We start from the raw sequence: 21,965 nt of genomic DNA, 5'->3' as shown, positions 1-21,965 counted from the left end.
TCGTACCGGCGTTCATGCGCTGTCCTATTCCGTACTACAGAATGCTATTCCGAACCAAAGTCAGCAGATCATCGCCGGGATCGCGCTGTCAAGGGTCAGACCTGGTCGGCGATGGCCTGCAGCAGCACGTGGCCGAACTGCTCCATCCTGGCCTGCGGCATGCGGTCCTTGAGGGCCGTCACGCTCACCGCGGCGACGGGGGCCGACTTCCCCATGAAGACGGGCGCCGCGACGCACCGCACGCCCGGCTCGTTCTCCTCCAGGTCGAGCGCGTAGCCGCGCTCCCTGATCTGGGTCAGGTGCGTGGCCAGCTTGGCCGGGCTCGTGATCGTGTTGCGTGTCCTGGAGGTGAGCGGGCCGTACCTCTCCGCCCACGCCCTGACCGCCTCGTCGGTGGGGTAGGTCCAGGCCAGCAGCGCCTTGCCGACGCCCGTGCAGTGCGCGGCGTTGCGCCCGCCGATCACGGAGGTCATCGTGATCGAGCGCACGGCCTCCACCTTGTCCAGGTAGACCACCTCGGCCCCGTCCAGCATGGCCATGTGCACGGTCTCGGAGAACTCCTCGCCCAGCCGCGCCAGAAGGGGGTGGACGAGGGTGCGCAGGTCCATGGTCTCGTAGAACCTGAAGGCCGTCGCGAGCATCTCGGTACCGAGGAAGTACGGCCCGCTGGGTTCCGGCTGTGCGGCGAATCCGCGATGCTTCAGTGCGCCGAGCAGGCGGTGGAGCGAGCTTTTCGGCAGCCCGAGCCGGGTGGCCAACTCGTCAAGAGTCGCCCCCCTGCTGTGCCTGCCGATCTCCTGCAGGATCAGCAGGGCGCGATCGACGCTTCCCACCGGGGACTGGACCTCACCCATGATTCTCCTCGTATATTCCGAATAATGGAATGCTATAGCGTTATGCGGAACTGTCACCACTCGATGGGCGAGAAACCGGGAAGAGCCACCGACGTCTCCGGACGCGGCGTGAGTGTGAACGCGTAAGCCTATCTACAGTCCGTCTCTCCGAGGCGTCATGGCGTTACCTGGCCTGTTACCGGTCCCGCACCGGATGAGGTCGGCGCGCGGTCCGTTTCGATGTCGAGGTGAAGGCACGGATCGGGTCACGGTGCGGGGAACGGATCCGAAAAGCGAGGCCGGGGAGGGATGGAATGAGGGCGCTGGATGCCGGTATCCGGCACGCGAGAGCCCGTCCGTGAGGTCGCCGGTCCGGGGAACCGGGGCTCCGGGGCTCCGGGGCGCCGTCCGGTTCAGCGGGTGCCCGAAGGGGGGCGGGGCGCTCCTGCCCTCACCCAGGCGTACAGCGGCTCGCCGGGACAGTCCGTGCTGTAGCCGTCGCGGTGCCCCTTGATCTCCTGGCCCGCGCCGCCGTGCTCGCGCAGGTAGTCGATCGCGTCGAGGACGCCCAGCAGCATGTCGTTCGGTGGGCGGGTCAGTCCCGAGGTGCCCACCAGGCCGAGGACGGCGTAGTGGTCGGAGTTGAGCCCGGCGCCGTTCGCGGCGGGCAGATGTCCGGGGCCGCGGCCCTGGAAGACCGTGCGATGCGGGCAGACCATCATCGAGTAGCCGATGTCGATCCAGCCGTTGTTGTCCATGTGGTAGTTCTGGATCCCCTTGATCACGGCCACGCACCTGGCGTGATCGTTGACGAGTCCGGGATCCACGTGGTCGCCGGTGTAGTGGACCTTGACGCCCCGAGTGCGGGTGAGCGTGGTGTAGGCGCCACGGGGGGCGCGGGCTCCCCAGTCTCGCCGGTTGAGCATGGTCATGGGCATCTCCTGAGCTCGTGTCTGCGACGGACAGGAACATGGCAGCCGTGCCATGGGACGTCAGGGTGGAATCAGGCCGGGCGGGATCGGGGCGGAGGCGGGTGCGTGGTGCCGCCGGTGACGATCGTCGTGTCACCGCCGTGCCGCCATGGCGCCATGCCGCCGTGGGCCGGTCCGCGGGCGCACGGGTCAGGCATGCTCGTCCTCCTCGGTGATATCGGGGACCAGGCCGACGTGGGTGAGTTGCCGCGTCAGCCGGGCGACCTGCCGCTGTAGCGTGAGGATCTGCTCCGCCTGACGGGCGATCTCGCCCTGCATGCGGATCTGGGTGTCGACGTCGAACGCGCTCGCCCGCTGGTAGGCGCCCTGCTCGACCTGGCGAAGCGCCGCCCGCTCCGCCGCGGCCTCCTGGTCCTGCGCGGCCTTCCTGGCCTGCCGTGCGGTGTAGACGGTCGACAGCAGCCCCGCGGCCGCGCCCGCGGCGCCGACGATGACCCCGGGATCCATTACCGCCTCCGCTCCGACGGCTCGGGCCAGCGCGAAAGGCGCAGGATGAGCCCGGCGACGGCGATCTGCACGACGCATGCCCAGTACGCCTGCGGGACCGCCCCCCTGATACCGCCGATCAGATAGATCACGGCCCAGGCGACCAGCACCCCCGCGGTGAGGGCGAACGCCGACCAGTCGGTCACGGTGAACGCCTGGACGGCGCACATGATCGCGCAGATGGCCCAGGGGGTCGCCATGACCCAGAGCGGTCCGACACTGGCCAGGTAGACGTATGTGGGCGTGCTGAGGATCACGGGGTCGGCCCAGGCGAGCCGGACCGCCTGGGCGCTGCTCCACAGCGCCAGGAACAGCAGCACCGACCCGCGGAAGCCGACAAGCCGGTCGATTCGCTGGACGCACTGGCGCATCATGTCGGTGACGCCCCCGGGTTTCGTGAGTGCCGCTCCGGGCGGAGGTGGGGGGTGGCCCCGGCCGCCCGCGGGCCGATCGGCGCGGACGCGGAGGCGTCTGGGTAAGGGGCGGCTTTCATCAGCGCCGGTCCGGGAGCGGCCTCGCGGGTGTGCTGATCGGCATCGCTGTTCCTCTCCGTGGGCGTGCCATACACGTCTCCTGTACAGAGCGTGATTAATGTAATACGGAAAGTACAGAGAATGGGCCGATCTTTGAACTTCCGGTAAGAGTCCAGTGGCTGTTCGGCTATACACCGGTCACCGGTGGCTGACGACGTTCACCGCCTTGCCGTCCCGGTCGAGCGGGCAGAACCGGCGCCCCCAGGGCTCGTCCCGCAGGGAATGCGCGTGCCCCGCGCCCCGCTCAAAGCACCTTCCTGGCCCCCGGCAGGGAACGTACGGCATAGGCCAGGCCCCAGCACAGCGGGAGCGCGAAAACGGCGACCACCGCGAACTTCACGATGGCGGGCGCGTCGAGCGGGCGGAAGGCGTAGCCGAGCCCGACCAGCACCAGCGGGTGGACGACATAGACCGTGTAGGCGTGCTCGGACAGGAACCGGCCGCGTCTGCCCTGCCGGTCGAAGCGCCCGCGGAAGAGCGACAGCAGCCCGATGACGACGGTGACGGCGAACACCGACTCCCACGCGGCGGAGACCAGCGTCCGCAGGGCGCCGTCGGTGATCGTCGTGACCGGCAGCAGCACCGCGGTCGCGACACCGGAGATCACGAAGCTCGGACGTCGCGCCTTCGGTGAGAGCGCGTCGAGCCACTGCCCCCGATAGGCGAGCACGCCGACCGCGAACAGGCTCGCGTACTGCGGCAGGTAGGCGGGGGAGGGCAGGCCGACGAACTGCCAGTAGGCGCCGACCGGCACGGCCAGCCGCCACAGGAACGTGACCACGGTCAGCCCGAGCGCGAAGGCGGCGATCTGCCGCACGCCGGGCGGCGCGGGGGCGGGCCGCGCGACGGGGGTGGCTTGACCGGTCGCGGGGGTGGTGAAGCGGCGCAGGACGACGTAGAGCGCGGTGAACACCAGCAGCACCTCGACGAACCACATCGGGCCCGGGTCCCAGGAGAGCAGGTAGAACAGCCAGTACGGCAGATCCGTCACGCCGACCTGCTCCTCGACCGAGGAGTAGAACCCGAAGTTCACCAGCGGGCGCAGCAGCAGGAGGAAGGCGAGCAGTGGGACGCCGAGACGCACCAGGCGGTCCTTGAGAAAAGGACCCGCTCCCTTCCTGTCGTGGGCGCCGGGGGTGAAGAACCCGGAGATGAGGAAGAACAGACCCATGAAGAAGGCCTGGTCGAGGCCGACCAGGAGATCGAGCGCCAGGCCCGAGGGGTCCTTGGCCGGCTCGGTGTAGAACCACAGGGGGATGTTGCCGTAGGTGACGGCGACGTGGTGCAGCACCACGAGCGCGGTCAGCGCGACCCGCAGGTTGTCGACGTAGAGCAGTCGTGTCGTGGCGGTTCTGACAGTCATGAACGGGGCTCCTCAGCGCGGGCGGCGTGCTCGAAGAGGTCCGCCAGCTCGCGGGCGTGCGCGTCGAGGTCATGGTCGGGATGGGTGGACCAGTAGGCGAACATGTTGTCAACGGCCGCCGCGTGGCTGACGGCCATGACGCGGAGGTCGAACCGCCGGAACTCGCCGGTCTCCTGGCCGAGGCGATAGATGTGCTCCAGTGACTGGAACAGTTCCTCGCTCGCGGCGACCCCGTAGCGGGGGCTGCCGTCGGGGAGACGCAGGTTGTAGAAGATCTCTCCCAGGGCCTTGACCTGGGAGCGGTGCTCGTGCATGTGCTGGGCGACGGCGGTGATCTGGGTCCTGAGCAGCGCGGTCGCGCTCTCGTGCCCCTCCATCCTGTCCAGGACGTAGTGCAGGATGTCGGCGTAGACCTGGTCGACCACCTCCTCCATCAGTTCGTCCTTGCCGGTGAAGTGGTAGGAGATGACGCCCTTGCTGATGCCCGCGTGCTTGGCGATCCGGGCCAGCGACGCGTTGGCGAACCCTTGTTCGGCGATCACCTCGATGGCCGAGGCGATGATCTGCGCCCGGCGGGCCCTCTCGATGAACGACTTCGCTCTCTGGTCGACTGACTCATTTTCTGGCCGCATGGCCAAAAAATAGCACGATCGGCCAGAGAGGGCGAGGCGCGCTCCCCGGCGTGCACCGCGCCGAGACCGAGATCGTCGCGCAGTGGATCAAGCGGGCCGGACCGCTTGTCGCCTCCCGAGCCTGAGCGCGGCTTGCTTTCAAGCGCGCTCGAAGCTTTAGCGTCGGGGCCATGACCACGACGAACGAGACGAAGACATGGATCATCACGGGCGCGAGTTCGGGCCTCGGCCTGGCGCTCGCCGAGGCGGCACTCGCGGCCGGCGAGCATGTGATCGGGACCGCGCGACGGGCCGACCGGTTCGACGGGCTCAAGGCGCGGTACGGGGATCGGCTCCTCGCCATCGAGCACGATGTGCGCGACACGGCGGGAGCGGCCGCGGTCGTGCAGCGGGCGCTGGAGGTGTTCGGGCGCGTCGACGTGCTCGTCAACAATGCCGGTGCCGGACAGGTCGGCACCGCCGAAGAGATCACGGATGCCGCGCTGCGGGCCATGCTCGAGCAGCACCTGTTCGGCCCCGCCGCCTATGTGCGTGCCGTGCTGCCCCACCTGCGGGAGCGTCGCTCGGGTGCGATCGTGCAGATGAGCAGCCAGGGCGGGCGGATGTCGTTCCCCGCCGTCGGCAGCTACTCAGCCGGCAAGTTCGCGCTGGAGGGCTGGTCGGAGGCGCTCGCGGGCGAGGTCGCACCGTTCGGCATCCGCGTCCTCATCGTCGAGCCCAGTCGCTTCCGCACCGCGTTCAACGCCGCCGACGTGCTCAACACAGCGCGGCAGAGCTCGATCTACGACGAGGCCGTCGGTGCCGTGCGCGCGAACATGGCCGCGGCCGACGGCATCCAGGAGGGCGACCCGGCACGCGCCGCCCAGGTGATCCGCGACATGCTCGACACCCCCGACGCGCCGCTCCGGCTCCCGCTCGGTGCCGAGGCGGTTCGCAATCTCACCCGCGTCTACCGTGGTGCGCTCGACGACGTCGAGAAATGGGCGTCTGTGAGCGAGTCGGCAGACTTCCCAGGCATGCCGCCCGCGGTGCGCGCGTTCTGATCGCCGTACGCTGTGGGCCATGGCCACTGAAGCGCTGATCGAACGCATCCTCGCTGCCAGCGACGGGCCATCCTCGTCGGCGATCGATGCGCTGCACGAGCTGCTCGACGACGCCACGATCGAGGCCTCGGCGACGCCCAAGAGTGTCGCCGAGGCCGCCCGGCTTGTCGGCCTGTCGACGCACACCCTCCGGTACTACGAGCAGGAGGGACTCGTGCGGCCCGCTCGCAACGCCTCCGGGTACCGCGAGTACTCCGCGTTCGACCTGCGCCGCCTCGTCTTCCTCGCTCGGATGCGCCTGTCCGGCATGACCATGACCGACCTCAAGCGCTACATCCTGCTCGTCGAGCAGGGCCCGAGCACCATCCCGGAACGCCGCCGCATCATGCTCGACCAGCAAGACCGAATCACGCGGCAGATCCGTGAGCTCGGCCTGGCGCTGGAGACCACCGAGTACAAAATCCGCGTCTACGACGGACACCCGGAAGGCTGACGCCCGCCCGCTGTCCAACGGGCTGATGTGAGCGTGTTTCATAGGTGTTCGCCTGTGAAACAACCAGCGCCGACGGCGCCGACCTGCTGCGATCGCGTTTCATGGGTTGTTGCAACGACGGGACAGGTGAAACGCCCTCATGAAACGATCCGGGGTGACCGCCGACCCGTACACGCTCGTTGAAGCGCACACCTGTCCGATGTCGACCTGCTCCGCAAGGCGTTCGCCGGCATCGAGTGTTCGCCGTGGCGGCCGCCGTCACGGTGGCCGGCATCCTGTACGCGGCGCGACGGCTGCGCTCGGCCGCCTGGGCCTGCGTGCTGGGCGCGCTACTGGGCGGTGCCGCGACCCATCTGCTCGATCGCCTCCTACGCTCTCCCGGATTCGGCCGAGGGCATGTCATCGACTTCATCGACTACGGCGGCCTCTTCGTCGGCAATGTCGCCGATATCGCGCTCACCGCGAGCGGTGTTCTGCTCGTACTGCTCACTCTGCGTGGGATCCCCCTCAGGGCAGAACCCGTCGACGAGCGTCCCTGAGGGCCAGGCCTCCCGAAGCTACGACCATGGGCAAAGTAGGGGGCTGACCGGACAGAACGTCAATTCTGTCCGGTTTCTGAAGTGGCATAGCCGCAGGTCAGCACAGGGGTCATGTTCTCTGAGTGGATTCGTCCCGGTTTTGGCAATGCGGAGGATGAATTCCAGTAAAGATGGAGCCGGAAGGCCACTGGTCGGCACTACTAATGACGTGAAATCCGAAGGAAAGATGAAATACGTGACTCTGTGATGATCCGGTGACAGGCCTCCGCCTGCGGACCGTCGTTTTCGGACCCAAGGGGTATCCATGTCGAGCTTCAGCGACTCCCCCACCCTCCGCCCGCCGACATCCGGCATCCGGCGCTGGGCCATGCTCACCGTCGTGTCGCTCGGCTTCGTGGTGATGACCCTCAACTGGTTCGACCCCGCCCCCGCCTTCGGGCAGATGAGCGCGGAGTTCCACATCGAGATTCCGCAGATCGCGCTGCTCATCTCCGTGTTCGTCGCCGGTTACGGCATCTTCCACATCCCGGCGGGCTTCCTGGCCACCCGTATCGGCCTGCGCGCGACGCTCGTCGCAGGCCTGGTCCTCGAGGGGGTCACCGCGGCGCTGTCCGGCCTCGCGGGCGACTACACCCAGCTTGTGATCCTGCGCGTCCTCTGCGGCGTCGGCGCCTCGCTGTACGCGGGCATCGGCATCGCCGCCCTGAGCGTGTGGTTCTCCGGGCGCATGCACGCCTTCGCCCTCGGCATCGCCTCGGCCACCTTCAGCCTGGGGGCCGCCCTGGGGCTCTACACCTGGGCGGACGTCACCGCGGGGCTCGGCTGGCGGCGGGCCCTGGTCGTCGGCGGGGCGCTGTGCGTCGTCATGGGGCTCGTCATGGGACTCGTCTACCGCGTGCCGTCGGGCATGGGCCGCCTCACCGGCGTGCGCGTCACCCGCGAGGCGGTCAGGCAGACCCTGGGCAACCGGCTGCTGTGGGTGTACGGCGTCGCCTTCGTGGGCGGCTACGGCGCATACTTCGCCGCCTCCCAGCTCGTCGGAGGGTACGGCGCCGACGAGCGGCACTTCGCCTCCGCGGGAACGGCCGCGCTGATGATCGGCCTGGCCGGCATTCCCGGCAGCATCGTCATGGGCTGGCTCTCCGACCGGGTCGGCATGCGGCGCCCGCTCATTCTCGGTCTGCTCACCCTGGAGGGGGTGGGCCTGCTGCTCATCCCCGTCGCCGGTGAGAGCTGGTTCTGGCTGCCCGCGTTCCTCGTCGGGTTCGCGTTCAACGGCTGCTTCGCCGTCTGGCAGACGATCCCGGGGGAGGACAGGTCGGTCAGCCCGGAGAACATCGGCACGGCCGTCGGCCTCATGCTGACGATCGTGGCGGCCGGCGGGTTCGTCCTCCCCTGGGCGTTCGGGCTGATCGTCCCTCCCGGGGGCTACACGACAGCCTGGATCTTCCTCGGGGTCGCCTGCCTGGCCTTCGCGCTGGTCGGCCTCTGGGGCCGCGAGCCAAGCCCCCGCGCGCCCGACGCCCTGCCGGAAGCATCCCTGCGCGCCTCCGGGTGACTCTTCACGGCTCATGGCTCATGGCTTACGGCGGGCGGTGACGGCCTGCCGGGTCTCCTCGGCGATCAGGTCGGCGTTGACGGCCGCCGCGGCACGCGTTCCCGAGGCCGCGGCGGCGACGACCTGATCGATCGGATTGGCGACGTTGCCCGCCACCCACACCCCGGGGACGGCGGTCGCGCCCATCGCGTCAGCGGCGATACGGCTGCCGATCACGTGCCCGCCCATCTCGTGGTCGGACGGCTCAAGGCCCAGCGAGGCGAGGAAGCCCGCGCGGGCGGTGAGACGCGACGCGACGGCCAGGGCCTGGCAGGGAACCGTCGTGCCGTCGGCCAGGCGCACACCGGAGAGCCGGTCGTCCGTCGTGTCCAGGGCGACCACCTCACCACGCACCACGGTGATGTCACGGGCGGCGAGCCGCTCGTACTCCTCCTCGTCCGGCTCGGGCGCGGAGTTCAGGAAAAGGGTGATCCTCTCACTCCACTGCCGCCAGAGCAGGGCCTGGTGCACCGCCAACGGCCCCGTCCCCAGCACGCCGATCGCCCGGTCGCGGACCTCCCAGCCGTGGCAGTACGGGCAGTGCAGCACGTCCCTGCCCCACAGCTCGGCCACGCCGGGCACCTCGGGCAGCTCGTCGACCAGGCCGGTGGTCACCAGCAGCCGCTCGGCGCGGACCGTGCCGCCGTCGGCGAGGACGACACGGAAACCCCCGGCGTCATGGCGCTCGGCCGCGACGACGGTGCCCTCAAGGAACGCGCCGCCGTAGCCACGCACCTCCTCACGGCCGATGGCCAGCAGCTCGGCGGGCGATGTGCCCTCCCGCCCCAGGTAGGTGTGCACCCCCTCGGCCGGGGCGTTGCGCGGTCGCCCTGAGTCGACCACCAGCACCGAACGCCGCGCCCGTCCCAGCGTCAGCGCCCCGCTCAACCCGGCGGCACCGCCCCCGATCACCACGACGTCATATGCCCGCTCTGTTTGCTCGCTCATGCGCAGTCCCTCCGTTTTCTGAGATGGTGCGCCCGCCCTCCCATATACGGCAAACTTCTTTGCCGAAGTGGCAAATGAGAACATGGTCGGCGGGATCGCACCCGCGCTCACCGTTTTGGTGAGAAACCGGTCAGTGGCCGGGGAGCGTGAGGGGCCGGTAGGCCTCTCACATCCGGGGGGCGAAGGGGGGAGCCTCCTGGGGAACGCCGTCCGAGCAAGGGCCGCGCGGAGCGCGGAGAGGGGGCGAGGGCCGCAGGGGGTGTTCCACCCGGAGCGGAACGGGGAGTATCCGATCAAGGGCGCCCTTCGCGGCTCTTAGATTGGGCGGGTGACAGACGATTTCGAATTCGTGGACGCGCACGTCCACTATTGGCAGCCCAGTGTCAACGACTGGTATCCGGCGCTCCGGGCCCGGCCCATCTACCGGGACATCTTGCCCGGAGACTTCCCACCGAGCGCCGGGCATGTGCATGTCTCGGCGGTGTCCTCACCGCAGTCCGTCCTGGACGAGGCGCGATGGCTTGACCGGTTGCGCCGCGAAACGGGGTTCCCCTCCGCTGTCATCGGCACGATCGACCCGGCGGCCTCGTTCGACGTGATCGAGAAGAACCTGCTGGCCCAGGCCCGGAGCCCGGCTTTCCGGGGCGTCCGGGTTTTCGCCGGTCTCGACCCCGCGGCGGACACGGCTCTGAAGCTCTTCCGTCTCCTCGGTGAGAACGACTGGATCTTCGAGATCATCACCCGTCCGGCCGGTATCGCCTCCTATCTGCCCGCCGTCGACGCGTCGCCTGGTACGACTTTCGTCCTGGAACACGCGGGATGGCCGGAAGGCGAGGAGCCGGAGCAGTTCCGCCGGTGGCGTGAGGCAGTGGCACCTCTCGCCGCGTTCGGCAATGTCCACTGCAAGATCTCGGGGTTCGGGATGGCGCTGGGAACCACCGACCCTGACCGTCTCCGTCCCTGGGTCGAGGCCTGTCTGGAACTGTTCGGCGTCGACCGTTGCTTCTTCGGCAGCAACTTCCCGGTGGACAGCGTGGCCGGAACCTACGCCGACCTCATCGGCGCCTACCGCGAGATCACCGCGTCCCTCGGCGGGGAGGACCGGCACAAGCTCTTCGCGGCCAACGCCCGACATCGCTATCGCCTGCCCGCCTGACAGACTCCCGCGATCTCGCATCACGCCGCGTCAGCTGTCGGGGAGGCCGGTGAGGAGGGCCTCGAAGTCGGTCACGAGCCCTTCAGGTGGCGCAGGACGTGGGCGTGGGTTCTTTGGTCGAGGCCGTTCAGCAGGCGCCGGGAATGGTCGCCGGGCAGTGCCCTCAGTGATGTGGCGGCGGCCGCGGGTGGCATGTAGCCGAGGACGTCGCATGCGCGCCGTACCGCCATGGCCTCGATCAGGCGCGTGGCGGCCGGGGTTTCGGAGAGGGCGCCGACGATGCCTGCGGTGGTGCGGACGCGGGTGAGTTCGGCGGCGCCCATCCGCAGGGCGGCAGGGTTTCGGGAAGCCCTTCGTGGTCTGGCACGTTGATGACCTTTGGGCCGAAGGCGCCCTCGTCTGCCTCAGACGGTGACGGGCATGGTCTGAGAGCGGTTGATCGCCTTGGTGAGCTGGCGCACGCCAGCGACTCGCGGGTGACGTTCCACCAGGTTGACAGCGATCTGCCGGATCGATGGCCGGTCGCGTACCTCTGCCGGTGCGTGCTGGTATGCCGTCAGCAGCTCTGCCGTAGTCTGCTCGGGCTTGCCTTGCTGCCACCAGGCGCGGGCGAGATCGGTGTGGAATCGCCCGCGCCGCTCAGGCGTCGGATACATGTCGGTCCGCAGGTCCCGGGCGGTGTGCAGTGCCGTTCCGGCGTCGCCGAGGGCGTAGTGAATATCGACGCGGTACAGCGCGGCGAACGGCAGGGCGGCCGGTTTCATCGCCGGTACCCGGGCGGCGGCATGCTCGGCCTCGGCGATCCCCTCCAGGGCGCGTGGCTGGTCTCCGGCCCAGGCGTAGGTGTACGCCCTGGCGCACAGCAGCCGCAGGCACATGGCGGCTTGGGCCGTTGTGCGCAGCCCGGTTGCCGTCAGTTGGTCGATGCCCCTGGTCATTACGCCGGTGGCGAGGTCGGGGCGCCCTTGGGTGCGCAGCATCATGCCCAGTGCCCGCGCCGAGGCGGCCTTGGCCACCGCGTCTTCGGACCGCTCGGCATACAGCATCGCCCGGTCCGCTGTGATTCGGGCGGAGGGTTTGTTGCCGACCTTGTTGAGGGTGTCGGTGGCCAGGGCGTAGCCCGCCGAGACCATCGCCCATCCCTCAGAAGTGTCCGTTTGCTCGGCCGCCTTCTGCGCCGAGGCGAGCAGGCCGGGCAGGATGGCCATCAGGCCGGTCACCTCGCTGACGTCGAACTGGCGGCGCGCTGCCCGCAGCCGCTGGGCGATCTGCGCTGGTTCGGCGGAACGATCCGGTAGCGGGGGCAGCGCCAGGGCGTCGTCGAAACGCCGGAGGAGCGATAGCGGGACGCTCAACCCGGCCGCCGTGAGCAGTGTGCGACGCCGCATCGGATCGGTCCCCTCGTCGTCATGGCCTCTACTGTGCAATGTAACCATACCGTGACTCTGTGTAATGGATTTGTGAGGCTGGGGCGTTTCGGCCAATGCCGGGGTCGTTGCGGTGCCGGGGCGTAGTTGGTGCGGCCTCATGTGGTAAAGGCGGCACAGCATGTGCTCGTAGTCCGCGGACATGGCCACGACGCCGTGTTCCCACCGGCAGAGCATCGCGGTGTTGACCGCCGGCGCAGGCCGCCCATCGGCCTCATACAGGTCCAGGAGTTCAGCCACCGCTCGCGGCCGGGACCAGCCGCGCGCCAGCCGCCAGGCTTCCAGCGGAAGGATGTCCGGCAGCTGCCGGACGATGGCCTCGGCCACCTGTCGCGCATCCATGCCCTGGTGCTCGCCTGCCTGGCGGATGTCGCGGGCCTGGCGGGCCAGGGCGGCCCGTTGTGCCCGGCTGATAGCGACCACAGCGTGTCACTCCTACGGCGGGAACGATGCGGGCTCAGCGTAACGCTCGGTGATGGCCTGGCACATTGCCGCCTTGGCAATGTGCCAGGCCACCCGGCATTGATGCCCCACAGATGAGGCGGGACCGTGGGAGCACGCGGATGCTGAGCGTCTCCCGGCGGGCGTGGGCATGCCGACGGCGTAGTTCCCGCGGCTGCCCCGGTTGCCGGAGACAAGCAGGCCTCAAAAAGGGAGAGCGGTATGAATCTGCGCGGCACGGACTTTCAACCGGTGTTTCCCGACGCACGGCGCGCGGACCGGGCCGTGGATGCGCCGATGCGGTTCAGGGAGAGCGGCGACCCGGTCGAGGCCGCGCTGAAAACGCTGGAGGTGTCCGGTCCCCCTGCAGCGCTCGGGCTGCTCGGCCTATTCGTCAACCATCAGCGGGTCCAGTCCCAGTCCCAGTCCGTGGCCGTGATGCCGGATACCGAGCCGTCGGCCTGTTCCTCACCTCGCGTTGGCCGAGTCGGGAATCGGCCATGCCCTTCAACTCCTCCCCGAGATCGGGGAGGTGGCACCAAACCTGTACCGATGGAAGGAGTACTGACATGGCGGGCACCTTCACGCTCACGATGGACACACTGGACCCTGACCCGTTCGAGCTGGACGTGATGGTCATCACCGAGTCCGGCGGCGACCGCATGCCGAAGGCGTGCGGCACCTCGGACGGATGCCTCCCAACCTGCGCCTCGTCCTGCGCCAGCGCCGTCTGATCCAGAACACCACATCGGGGCCGGGGACTTCGTGTCCCCGGCCCCGGCATCCGCCTTCCGGTTCCCAACAGTGGAGAAATGGATGAACGCCGGCTCGCTCTATCAGCACTCCGGTACGGCCCTCCTGCGGGCCGCCGCCGCCCCGCTGACCAGCCTTCCCGACCGGTGGCCGGACCCGGCCGATGCGGTCTCGTGCCGTGCCTGGCTGGAGGAGGTCTGGGCCGACGCGGGGTTCGCCGATGCGATCCGGGAGGCCAGCACCGGCCTGGCCGAGCGTATCGACGCCATCGCGGCCGGCCGGACTGTGAAGCCCAAGCAACTCCGCCGGGCCGTCGTCGCCGCCGCTCGCTACCTTCTGCGAGCCACCGGACGGCCCACCCCGTTCGGTCTGTTCGCCGGGGTCGCTCCCGCCTCCATCGGCCCCGCCCCGCAAGTGCGGTGGGGCATCGGGCACCGGCCTATCGCCCGTGTCGACACCGAGTGGCTGTCCTCTGTCGCTGACGGCCTGGAAGCCGATCACGATCTGCTGGACCGCCTCGATGTGGTGTTCAACAACCTCGCCGCCCAGCGCGGCGGTCGCCTCCAGATCCCCCAGGGCGGCCCGAACCGGGTGAGCATCCGGTTCACTGGTGTGATCCGCTTCGTGCAGGACGCCACAGCCGCCCCAGTGCGCTTTGCCGACTTGGCCGACAAGCTCGCCTTGACCGCCAACGCCGACCGGGCCAAGGCCGTCGGCCTGCTGACCGAACTCGTTCGGCAGGGCTTCCTGATCGCCAGTCTCCGCGCGCCGCTGACTGTCACCGACCCGCTCGCGCACCTCCTCGACCGGCTCCACGACGCCGACGCCGACACCGTTCCGGCCATCGCGCCGGTCGTCCGAAGCCTTGACGCGCTCCGGGCCGACCTGCATCGGCACAACCATGCCGACCCGGGCACCGATCTGGCGGGTGAACGCGAGGCGATCCGGGGCCGGATGCGGCACCTTGCGACGGCCGGACGTACGTCGCTGGCTCTGGACCTGGTCCTCGACTGCGACGTCCGACTGCCTGCCTGCCTCTTCGAGGACCTGGAACGATCCGCCGATGCCTTGCTGCGGCTGACCCGTCAGCCAACTGGGGACGCCGTGTGGCGGGACTACCACGCGGCGTTCTGGGAGCGCTACAGCATCGGCGCGCTGGTTCCGTTGGTCGAACTCCTCGACCCGGCCACGGGGCTCGGCTACCCGGCCGAGTATCCCGGTAGCACGATGACCCCGCCCTCCCGAGGACCGAACCAGCGTGACGAGCGGCTGTTCGCGCTGGCCTGGCGGGCGCTCGCCGACGGCAGCCGGGAGATCGTCCTGACCGACGAGGCGATCGACGCCTTGGCCGGGGACCAGCGGTTCGACGCCCGGTACATCGCGCCGCACGTCGAGGTCTCCACCCGCGTTCACGCCGTCAACCTCGACGCGCTGCGGTCGGGTGACTACACCCTCATGGTGGCCCCGGCACGCGCGGCAGGAACCTTGACCTCGCGCTTCTCCGTCGCCGCCACGGGCGCTGACCTCGCTGAGGTCTACCGGGAGATGCCCACTCTCATCGAGGGGGCCTTGCCCACGCAGTTGTCCTTCCCCCCGCTGTTCGCACACTCCGAGAACGTCACCCGCATCCCCGCCTACCTGCCGCACGTCATCGCGCTCGGCGAGCATCGACCCGCGAGTGAGGGGGCGCAGATCATCGCGGTGGACGACCTCGCGGTCACCGCGACCCGCGACCGCCTGTACCTGGTCAGCATGTCGCGGCGCCGCGTCGTGGAGCCGCAGGTGTTCCACGCGCTGGCCTTGGACAAGCAGACCCCGCCAATCGCCCGGTTCCTCGCCCACCTCACCCGAGCCTTCTCCCCATCCTGGACCGGCTTCGACTGGGGCCCGCACGCTCGTGCCCTGCCCTACCTGCCCCGGGTCCGCTACGGCCGCACCGTCCTGGCCCCGGCTCGCTGGCTCCTCACCCTCGCTGACCTGCCGGATCTGCAGGGGTGGCGGCGCCGCTGGCATTGTCCCGACATGGTGGAACTACGCGACGACGACCGCACCTTACGGCTCGCCTTGGACGAACCGGCCCACGCGGCCATCCTCACCGCCCACCTCCAGCACGCCGGACAGGCGTTCCTCACCGAGACCGGCGCCGCCGAGGACTTCGGCTGGCTGGACGGGCACGCGCACGAGATCGCCGTCCCGCTCGCACGCTCAGGAGCGGGAGCCCCGTCGCCACTGGCAGGGCCGCTACCGAAGATCGACACCCGCTCCCACGGCACCCTGCCCGGTGTCGCGGCCGGCCGCTGGCTGAACGCGAAGATCCCCTCCCACCCGGAGCGGTTCACCGAGATCATCACCGACCACATGCCCCGGCTCCTCGCCTGTCTCGACCAGCCGCCATACTGGTTTGTCCGCTACCGCAGCCCGAACGAGACCGACCACCTTCGCCTTCGGCTGCACGCCCCAGACGGCGGGCACGGCGAGGCAGTGGCGGCACTCGGGCAGTGGGCCCAGCAGCTACGGGACGGCGGCCTGGCGGGTGGCCTGATCTTCGACATCTACACCCCGGAGAGTGGCCGCTACGGGACCGGCCGGGCGCTGGATGCCGCCGAAGCGGTCTTCGCCGCGGACTCTCGCCTGGCCGTCACCCAGCTGCGGAATCTGCCACCGACCGTGATCCACCCGGGCGCGCTGGTCGCGCTGAACATGGTGCACATCGCCGAAGCCTTCCTCGGACCGGGCGTCGCCGCGGACTGGCTGGCCTCTCAGCCGGTCACACCGGCCGTGCCGGACCGGGCCGTCGCCGATCAGGTTGTCCCGCTGGTCCGCTTCGGCTCACACACCGATCTGCCGGGCTGGACGAGCGAGATCGCCACCGCTTGGCAGGACCGGGCTGAGGCCCTGGCCACCTACCGGCGGAGTCTGCCCGGCACCGCCGACGCGGACGCCGTTCTGGAGTCGCTGCTGCACATGCACCACAATCGGGTCATCGGCCTCGACCCGGATGGTGAGAAGGTTTGCCGCCACCTGGCCCGGCAGGCCGCCCGCGCCCGCCAGTCCGCGATCGGAGGCAAGCGGTGACAGCGGCCGGGTACCCGCTGACGGTCGAGCCCGAACCGGGCTGGAGCCAGGCTCTGGCCGATGGAGCCCCGGGCCCAGCGCTGGAGCACATCGAGTACGCCCGCTCCGGCATCGGCACCTGGGCGAGCGCGCACGAGCGGGTGGTGGTGATGACTCGGCGACCGGTCGCCGCGCTGCCCGACGACGGCCTGTTCCGGGGGGCCCCGGCCGTCGCGTTCGTTCTCAATGCGGCCCAGAACTCCTCCTACGCACGGGCTCTGGCCGCGCTCGATCCGCACGTCGACCGGATCACCCGCGTCCGCCTGGAGCGTGCCCACGCCCGCATCGACGCCGGGCGGCTCTCCGAGATGCGGGAGTGGGACCTGGTCAGCGGGCTGACCGGCCTGGGCGCCTACCAGCTGGCCCGCCATGGCGAGAGCGCCCTGTTGCGGGACATCCTGGCCTACCTGGTCCGCCTCACCATCCCGATCATCGTCCACGGGCAGGCGCTGCCGGGCTGGTGGTGTGCCAACGGCCCGGCCGACCTGCCCAGCCGGAACTGGCCCGGCGGACACGCCAACCTCGGCCTGGCCCACGGCATCTCAGGCCCCCTGGCACTACTGTCGACCGCGATGAGACACGGCATCGGTGTGCCAGGCCAGGCCGGGACGATCGAGTGGATCTGTACCTGGCTGGACCAGCGGCGCCAGGGTAGCGGAACTCGGGCGTGGTGGCCGGGCATGCTCTCTCTGGACGAGTGGCAGGCGGGAACAGTACGCCAGCGCGGCCCGCAGCGGCCGTCCTGGTGCTACGGCACACCTGGACAGGCCCGCGCCCAGCAACTCGCAGGCCTCGCCCTCGACAACGCCGACCGTCGGCAACTCGCCGAGGACGCCCTCGCCGGGTGCGTCAGCGACCCGGCCCAGCTGTTCGACCTCACCGATGCCACGCTGTGCCACGGCTGGGCCGGGCTCTTGCTGACCACCTGGCGGGCCGCCGCCGACGCCCGCGACGAGCGCCTCACCCGCCGGCTGCCCCGGCTGCGGGCCCTGATGGACCGTTACCTGAACGGCGGTGGCCGGCTGTACCGCCCAGGGCTGCTCGAAGGCACGACAGGACTCCGGCTCGCCCAGCACACCACCTCTGTGACCACTCCGCCTGCTGCTCGTTGGGACACCTGCCTGCTTCTGGTCGGCTGACCGCGACCCGCCCTGCCACGGAAGGACAACCACCCTGATGAGCACCGCCACTCCCGCCTCGCCGAAGACGTTGCGGGACCGCATGGTCGACGCCATCGCCGCCACCCACCCCCTCACCGCGGTGGTCGAGGACGCCCTGCGGGCGGTTCCCCGGCACGCGTTCGTGCCCGACGTCACCCTTGAGCAGGCATACGCCGACCAGAGCGTCACCATCAAGCCCAACCCGGCCGGTGGCCTGCCGCTCAGCTGCGCCTCGGTGCCGTCCCTGGTCGCCGACATGTTGGTGTGGCTGCGGGCCGAACCCGGCGACACCGTCGTGGAGATCGGCGCCGGCACCGGCTACAACGCCGCCCTGCTGACCCACCTGGTCGGCCCTGACGGCCAGGTTGTCACGATCGACATCGACCAGGACGTGACCGCGCACGCCCGCACGATGCTCGACGCCACCGGCAACACCGCCGTCACCGTGCTGACCCGCGACGGCGCCCTCGGCGCCCCCGAGCACGGCCACCCCGACCGGATGATCGTGACCGTCGGCGCCTGGGACATCCCCGCCGCGTGGTGGGACCAGCTGCAGCCCGGCACCCGCCTGGTGGTACCGCTCAGCTGGCGCGGCCAGGCCCGCTGCCTGGGCCTGGACCGTCTCGGCGACCGAATGGTGGCCGACGTGGTCGAGCTGTGCGGGTTCGTTCCCATGCTCGGCCAGAACGGCGAACGCACCGCCGCCCTCGACACCGACGGCCTGGTCACCCTGCACTTCGACGCCGACCAGCACATCGACCCCGCCGCCCAGCGCGGCGTCCTCGAGCGGCCGAAGACCGCCGTCGCCTCCGGTGTGACGATCCGCGGCGACGAGTCCTTCGACGGCGTCTGGCTGCGGCTGACCGCCACCGACCCGGCCACCTGCCGTATCGCCGCCGACCGCGCCGCCGTCGACAGTGGCCTGTGCAGGCCCGCGATCCCCGCCCGCAGCCCCGCCTTGGCCGAGGGCGACTCCCTCGCCTATCTGACCCTGACCCGCCGCGAGGCCGAAGACCCCGCCCGCTGGGAGCTCGGCGCCACCGGCCACGGCACCGCCGGCCAGCGCCTCGCGGAGCGCCTGTGTGAGCGAATCCGCGTCTGGGACAAGGCGCGGGACGCCCGGCCCACCATCACGCTCTACCCCGCCGGGACGCCGGACGACCAGACCCGCGACGGCTACGTCATCGACAAGCCCGACGTCCGGATGGTCATCGCTTACTGACAGCGGACCGGCGGCGGTGCACCCTGTGCACGGCGCACCGCCACTGCCGTCAGTGGTCCGTCCGCGCTGGGCGGCGGGGGTGGCGGTGGCGAAGCCGGTCAGGAGTGCTTCAGGTGGCGCAGGACGTGGGCGTGGGTTCTTTGGTCGAGGCCGTTCAGCAGTCGTCTGGCGTGGTCGCCGGGGAGTGCCTTCAGCACCGTGGCTGCGGTCGCGGGGGACATGTAGCCGAGGACGTCGCATGCGCGCCGTACCGCCATGGCCTCGATCAGGCGCGCGGCGGCCGGGGTTCCGGAGAGGGCACCGACGATGCCTGCGGTGGTGCGGACGTGGGCGTGTTCGAGGATTCTCGCCGCCTCGCCGGGCGGTGTCACGCCCACGAGCGCGGACGCCTCGTCGAGGCTCATGTAGTCCACCGCGCGGCCCGCTCGGGCGGCGGACATCATCTGCAGGACCGAGGCGGCTTTCGACGGTCTGACCGCCATCCGCTCCAGCATGCCGCCGGCGCCTCTGGCCTGGAGTTCCGTAAGGACGGCTGCTGCTTTGTTCTCGGGGAGCGCGAGCAGGATCTCTCCCGCGACCTGTGGTTCCAGCAGGGTCAGCACTTGGTGGGCGGTGTCCCGGGGCAGCGCCGAGAAGAATCTCGCGGCGGGTTCCGTCGCCATGGCGCCGATGCGCCGTGCCGCCTCCTGCGGGTCGACGGTGAGGGGGATCGGTGGATCGACCGGCCGGTTCGGGGGGCGGTGGTCCCTGGGGGGAGGCGGCGGCTGACGGTCCGTGGGAGGGGGCGATGGCCGGTGGTCTCTGGGCGGAGGTGGCGGCTGGGGGAGCCGTGGCGGGGGTTGTGGCGGTGGCTGGGGGATCGGTTGCCGGGCGGGGGTGGTGGCGATCGATCTCAGGACGCGGGTGAGTTCGGCGGCGCCCATCCGCAGGGCGGGGTCCCTCTCGAGCAGCCGTACGATCGCCTCGGACAGCCGCCCCCGGTGGGAGAACGACGGGAGATCCACGTCGACGACGGCCCTCATGGTCGCGATGGCGTTGCCGCGGCGGAACGGGGAGTACCCCTCAAGCGCGTGGAAGAAGGTGACCCCGAGGGACCACAGGTCGGCGGGCGGCCCCGCCTCCTCGCCGTTGATGCGTTCCGGCGCCATGAACTCCGGTGTTCCGGTCAGGGCGTTGTTGGTGGTGAGGCTGCTCTGGCCGTCGATCTGGGCGATGCCGAAGTCCACCAGGAACACCCGGCCGCCCTCGCCGATCACGATGTTGGCGGGCTTGACGTCACGGTGCACGACCCCGGCGCGGTGCGCGGCGCTCAGTGCCTCCAGCACACGCATGCCGATCCTGGCCAGCTCGCGTTCGCCGAGGCCGTCGGTGCCGATCAGCTCCAGGAGCGAGCGGCCCCTGATGTAGGCCATGACGATCCAGGGCTTTCCGTCCTCGAGGAAGACGTCGTAGATGTCGACGATGCCGGGGTGCTCGATGCTCGCCGCGGCGCGCGCCTCGCGCAGGGCCCTTTCCGTGCGTACGGCCAGGTCCTCCCCGTACGGCGCCAGCACGACCTCCTTGAGTGCGACGCGGCGCCCGAGCATCACATCGTCGGCCAGCCAGACGGTGCCCATCCCTCCTTCGCCGAGCCTGGAGAGCAGGTGGTAGCGGCTTCTGATCAGCGGATCTCCTGTTTCGGGAGCCGAGGGTGGCTCATTCGTCGTCGGGGAACAGCTCGAACCCGCCGGACCGCTCCGCGGCCGCGCCCAGGACCGTGGTGCGGGGCGTCGTGTCCCGCATCTGCCGCAGCGCCTCGTCCTCCAGGGAACTGTGCTCCTCGTCGAAGCCGGTTGGCTCGGACAGGGTCGGATCGTCCTGGGGGATGAACGAGGGCGGCGGCATCGGGACGGTGCCAGGGTTGTGCGGCGGCATCGGGACAGTGCCCGGATTATCCGGCCTCGTTGCCGAGGGGGGCTCCCGGTGCCAGATGTCTCTTATGGAAGAGGACGCGTCGGCTCTCGCGGATCCCGCTCCCGAGGCCGGGGATCCCGCCCCCGAGGCGAAACCCTCCCTGGCGGCGCGGAACTCGTGCCGCGCCGCCAGGGCGAGGACCTTCTCGTAGTTGCCGGGCTTCTGCATCAGCTTGACCGTCACCGGCAGGCACTCGATCAGCAGGAACAGCAGGAACAGCAGCAGGCGGGCCGTGTTGAGCGTGAGGTCCCTGCCGGACACCTCGTCGAGCGCCCGCAGCCTGATCAGCAGCCCGTTGGCCACCCTGTTCTCCGCGTCGAAGGACTCCTGGAGGTCGTTCTGCCGCTTCACGGCCGCGTCAAGCTGTTCCTGGAGCTTCGGCAGTTCGGCCTTCGCCGCCTCGAGCCGGATCTTCTTGGTGCTCTCGTCGGTGGCGGTGAGGTCCCTCTTGCGCTTTTCGATCTGGTCGTCGAGGTCGTCGAGCCGGGCGCTCGCCTTGTCGTAGGCCTTCTTGCTCGCCTGCGCCACCACCCCGTTGCCCTTGCGGGGACAGGTCGGCCCGCCGTACAACTGGCACTGCCACTTGTTGTAGTAGTCGTCGGCCAGCTTCTTCTGGGCTTCACGCTCGGCGATCAATGACTTGATTTTCGGATCCTTGGCCGGATCCTGTGGGCTGCCTCCCCCGGAGGCGATCACTTTTCGCCGATCGGCGACCGACTGGCGGAGTCCGGCGACGTCCTGGCCGATGTCGCCCTTCTTCTGTTCCTTGGCGAACGCATTGGCGCGATCTTGTTTGATCTGGACGATCTGGGCGTCGATCTCCGACTTGAAGATCTGGAGAACCAGCGGGGTCGAGATGACCGCGCCGAGCAGCACGGCCATGAGCATTCTCGGCACGGCCAGTCGCCAGCGGCGCGGCCCGTCTGTCTGGATGGAGCTGACCAGCCACCGGTCGAGGCTCATGATGGCCAGGCCCCACACGATGCTGGCGGGCACGGCGAGGAAGAGGCTGACGCCGAGCGCGCTGTACAGGGCGAACGTCATCGAGACGATGGCCAGCACCCCGGTGGTGAGGACCGCTCCGCCGATGCCCTCGAACTTGCCGTGCTCGGTCGGGCAGCTCTCGACGATGTCGGCCCGAGCCCCGGACAGGGCAATCAGAAACCTTCTCACGTTTCCCCTCTCCGAAATGGCTCCCCGCTCGGATCGCGCACATCGTCATTTCCTGGTATCAGATTTATCAGTTACGCGGCAGGATAGGCTATGCGTGCGACCGAATA

20 protein-coding genes are annotated in these 21,965 nt (G+C 69.8%); 9 read left to right on the top strand and 11 right to left on the bottom strand.

Annotated elements, in window-relative coordinates; translation table 11 throughout:
* Positions 1 to 95: 95 nt before the first annotated feature.
* The 6 genes from AB0395_RS27295 to AB0395_RS27270 form a co-directional block, all read right to left on the bottom strand.
* Complete coding sequence (locus tag AB0395_RS27295; protein ID WP_366285489.1) at positions 96 to 854, bottom strand: IclR family transcriptional regulator; 759 nt, start codon at positions 852 to 854, stop codon at positions 96 to 98.
* Positions 855 to 1,246: 392 nt separating this feature from the next.
* Positions 1,247 to 1,765 (bottom strand): peptidoglycan recognition family protein, encoded by a 519-nt coding sequence (locus tag AB0395_RS27290; protein ID WP_366285486.1) that lies wholly within the window; start codon positions 1,763 to 1,765, stop codon positions 1,247 to 1,249.
* Positions 1,766 to 1,954: 189 nt separating this feature from the next.
* Positions 1,955 to 2,272 (bottom strand): hypothetical protein, encoded by a 318-nt coding sequence (locus AB0395_RS27285; RefSeq protein WP_366285483.1) that lies wholly within the window; start codon positions 2,270 to 2,272, stop codon positions 1,955 to 1,957.
* A complete protein-coding gene (locus tag AB0395_RS27280; protein WP_366285478.1) occupies positions 2,272 to 2,685 on the bottom strand; it encodes a hypothetical protein in 414 nt (137 codons plus the stop codon). Before AB0395_RS27280 ends, AB0395_RS27285 begins: the two co-directional genes overlap by 1 nt.
* 403 nt (positions 2,686 to 3,088) lie before the next feature.
* A complete protein-coding gene (locus tag AB0395_RS27275; RefSeq protein WP_366285475.1) occupies positions 3,089 to 4,207 on the bottom strand; it encodes an acyltransferase family protein in 1,119 nt (372 codons plus the stop codon).
* Entirely contained in the window at positions 4,204 to 4,839 is a 636-nt protein-coding gene (locus AB0395_RS27270; RefSeq protein WP_366285472.1) for a TetR/AcrR family transcriptional regulator, read from the bottom strand. The genes AB0395_RS27275 and AB0395_RS27270 overlap by 4 nt, the downstream gene beginning before the upstream one ends.
* Positions 4,840 to 5,009: 170 nt before the next feature.
* Here AB0395_RS27270 and AB0395_RS27265 point away from each other — a divergent pair, with 170 nt between their 5' ends.
* From AB0395_RS27265 to AB0395_RS27250, 4 genes are all read left to right on the top strand, one after another.
* Complete coding sequence (locus AB0395_RS27265; protein ID WP_366285469.1) at positions 5,010 to 5,882, top strand: SDR family NAD(P)-dependent oxidoreductase; 873 nt, start codon at positions 5,010 to 5,012, stop codon at positions 5,880 to 5,882.
* 19 nt (positions 5,883 to 5,901) lie between these two features.
* On the top strand, positions 5,902 to 6,375 hold the full coding sequence (locus tag AB0395_RS27260; protein ID WP_366285466.1) for a MerR family transcriptional regulator: 474 nt from the start codon (positions 5,902 to 5,904) through the stop codon (positions 6,373 to 6,375).
* A gap of 245 nt (positions 6,376 to 6,620) precedes the next feature.
* Positions 6,621 to 6,914 (top strand): signal peptidase II, encoded by a 294-nt coding sequence (locus tag AB0395_RS27255; RefSeq protein WP_366285464.1) that lies wholly within the window; start codon positions 6,621 to 6,623, stop codon positions 6,912 to 6,914.
* A 304-nt stretch (positions 6,915 to 7,218) separates the two neighbouring features.
* Positions 7,219 to 8,472, top strand: a complete 1,254-nt coding sequence (locus AB0395_RS27250) for an MFS transporter (RefSeq protein WP_366285461.1) — start codon at positions 7,219 to 7,221, stop codon at positions 8,470 to 8,472.
* 18 nt (positions 8,473 to 8,490) lie between these two features.
* Here AB0395_RS27250 and AB0395_RS27245 read toward each other — a convergent pair whose 3' ends face one another.
* Positions 8,491 to 9,459 (bottom strand): NAD(P)/FAD-dependent oxidoreductase, encoded by a 969-nt coding sequence (locus AB0395_RS27245; protein WP_366285458.1) that lies wholly within the window; start codon positions 9,457 to 9,459, stop codon positions 8,491 to 8,493.
* 328 nt (positions 9,460 to 9,787) lie between these two features.
* Between AB0395_RS27245 and AB0395_RS27240 the strand changes: the two genes are divergently transcribed.
* Complete coding sequence (locus tag AB0395_RS27240; protein WP_366285455.1) at positions 9,788 to 10,615, top strand: amidohydrolase family protein; 828 nt, start codon at positions 9,788 to 9,790, stop codon at positions 10,613 to 10,615.
* Positions 10,616 to 10,686: 71 nt separating this feature from the next.
* Here AB0395_RS27240 and AB0395_RS27235 read toward each other — a convergent pair whose 3' ends face one another.
* Positions 10,687 to 10,938: a hypothetical protein gene (locus AB0395_RS27235; RefSeq protein ID WP_366285453.1), complete on the bottom strand. Its 252-nt coding sequence runs from the start codon at positions 10,936 to 10,938 to the stop codon at positions 10,687 to 10,689.
* Positions 10,939 to 11,019: 81 nt separating this feature from the next.
* Entirely contained in the window at positions 11,020 to 12,465 is a 1,446-nt protein-coding gene (locus AB0395_RS27230; protein ID WP_366285450.1) for a hypothetical protein, read from the bottom strand.
* A 587-nt stretch (positions 12,466 to 13,052) separates the two neighbouring features.
* Between AB0395_RS27230 and AB0395_RS27225 the strand changes: the two genes are divergently transcribed.
* From AB0395_RS27225 to fxlM, 4 genes are all read left to right on the top strand, one after another.
* Entirely contained in the window at positions 13,053 to 13,217 is a 165-nt protein-coding gene (locus AB0395_RS27225; RefSeq protein WP_366285447.1) for an FxLD family lanthipeptide, read from the top strand.
* Between the two features lie 82 nt (positions 13,218 to 13,299).
* Entirely contained in the window at positions 13,300 to 16,311 is a 3,012-nt protein-coding gene (locus AB0395_RS27220; protein WP_366285444.1) for a lantibiotic dehydratase, read from the top strand.
* Entirely contained in the window at positions 16,308 to 17,489 is a 1,182-nt protein-coding gene (locus AB0395_RS27215) for a lanthionine synthetase C family protein (RefSeq protein WP_366285442.1), read from the top strand. Before AB0395_RS27220 ends, AB0395_RS27215 begins: the two co-directional genes overlap by 4 nt.
* A gap of 37 nt (positions 17,490 to 17,526) precedes the next feature.
* Positions 17,527 to 18,732, top strand: coding sequence for a methyltransferase, FxLD system (gene fxlM / locus AB0395_RS27210; protein ID WP_366285439.1), 1,206 nt, complete (start codon positions 17,527 to 17,529; stop codon positions 18,730 to 18,732).
* Positions 18,733 to 18,830: 98 nt separating this feature from the next.
* Here the strand turns inward: fxlM and AB0395_RS27205 are convergent, their stop codons facing one another.
* Positions 18,831 to 20,375 (bottom strand): protein kinase, encoded by a 1,545-nt coding sequence (locus tag AB0395_RS27205; RefSeq protein WP_366285595.1) that lies wholly within the window; start codon positions 20,373 to 20,375, stop codon positions 18,831 to 18,833.
* 52 nt (positions 20,376 to 20,427) lie between these two features.
* Positions 20,428 to 21,858, bottom strand: coding sequence for a DUF4407 domain-containing protein (locus AB0395_RS27200; protein ID WP_366285436.1), 1,431 nt, complete (start codon positions 21,856 to 21,858; stop codon positions 20,428 to 20,430).
* Between the last annotated feature and the right edge of the window lie 107 nt (positions 21,859 to 21,965).

The sequence above is a fragment of the Streptosporangium sp. NPDC051023 genome (assembly GCF_040689595.1).
Lineage (GTDB): Bacteria > Actinomycetota > Actinomycetes > Streptosporangiales > Streptosporangiaceae > Streptosporangium.
This window is presented reverse-complemented; position numbering and strand designations above follow the sequence as displayed.

Excerpts from the sequence above, each read along its gene's own strand:
- AB0395_RS27265 (WP_366285469.1), top strand. The coding sequence starts at position 5,010 with ATGACCACGACGAACGAGACGAAGACATGGATCATCACGGGCGCGAGT.
- AB0395_RS27225 (WP_366285447.1), top strand. The coding sequence starts at position 13,053 with ATGGCGGGCACCTTCACGCTCACGATGGACACACTGGACCCTGACCCG.
- AB0395_RS27260 (WP_366285466.1), top strand. The coding sequence starts at position 5,902 with ATGGCCACTGAAGCGCTGATCGAACGCATCCTCGCTGCCAGCGACGGG.
- AB0395_RS27280 (WP_366285478.1), bottom strand. The coding sequence starts at position 2,685 with ATGATGCGCCAGTGCGTCCAGCGAATCGACCGGCTTGTCGGCTTCCGC.
- AB0395_RS27275 (WP_366285475.1), bottom strand. The coding sequence starts at position 4,207 with ATGACTGTCAGAACCGCCACGACACGACTGCTCTACGTCGACAACCTG.
- AB0395_RS27235 (WP_366285453.1), bottom strand. The coding sequence starts at position 10,938 with ATGGGCGCCGCCGAACTCACCCGCGTCCGCACCACCGCAGGCATCGTC.
- AB0395_RS27220 (WP_366285444.1), top strand. The coding sequence starts at position 13,300 with ATGAACGCCGGCTCGCTCTATCAGCACTCCGGTACGGCCCTCCTGCGG.
- AB0395_RS27290 (WP_366285486.1), bottom strand. The coding sequence starts at position 1,765 with ATGACCATGCTCAACCGGCGAGACTGGGGAGCCCGCGCCCCCCGTGGC.
- fxlM (WP_366285439.1), top strand. The coding sequence starts at position 17,527 with ATGAGCACCGCCACTCCCGCCTCGCCGAAGACGTTGCGGGACCGCATG.
- AB0395_RS27250 (WP_366285461.1), top strand. The coding sequence starts at position 7,219 with ATGTCGAGCTTCAGCGACTCCCCCACCCTCCGCCCGCCGACATCCGGC.
- AB0395_RS27285 (WP_366285483.1), bottom strand. The coding sequence starts at position 2,272 with ATGGATCCCGGGGTCATCGTCGGCGCCGCGGGCGCGGCCGCGGGGCTG.
- AB0395_RS27245 (WP_366285458.1), bottom strand. The coding sequence starts at position 9,459 with ATGAGCGAGCAAACAGAGCGGGCATATGACGTCGTGGTGATCGGGGGC.
- AB0395_RS27295 (WP_366285489.1), bottom strand. The coding sequence starts at position 854 with ATGGGTGAGGTCCAGTCCCCGGTGGGAAGCGTCGATCGCGCCCTGCTG.
- AB0395_RS27270 (WP_366285472.1), bottom strand. The coding sequence starts at position 4,839 with ATGCGGCCAGAAAATGAGTCAGTCGACCAGAGAGCGAAGTCGTTCATC.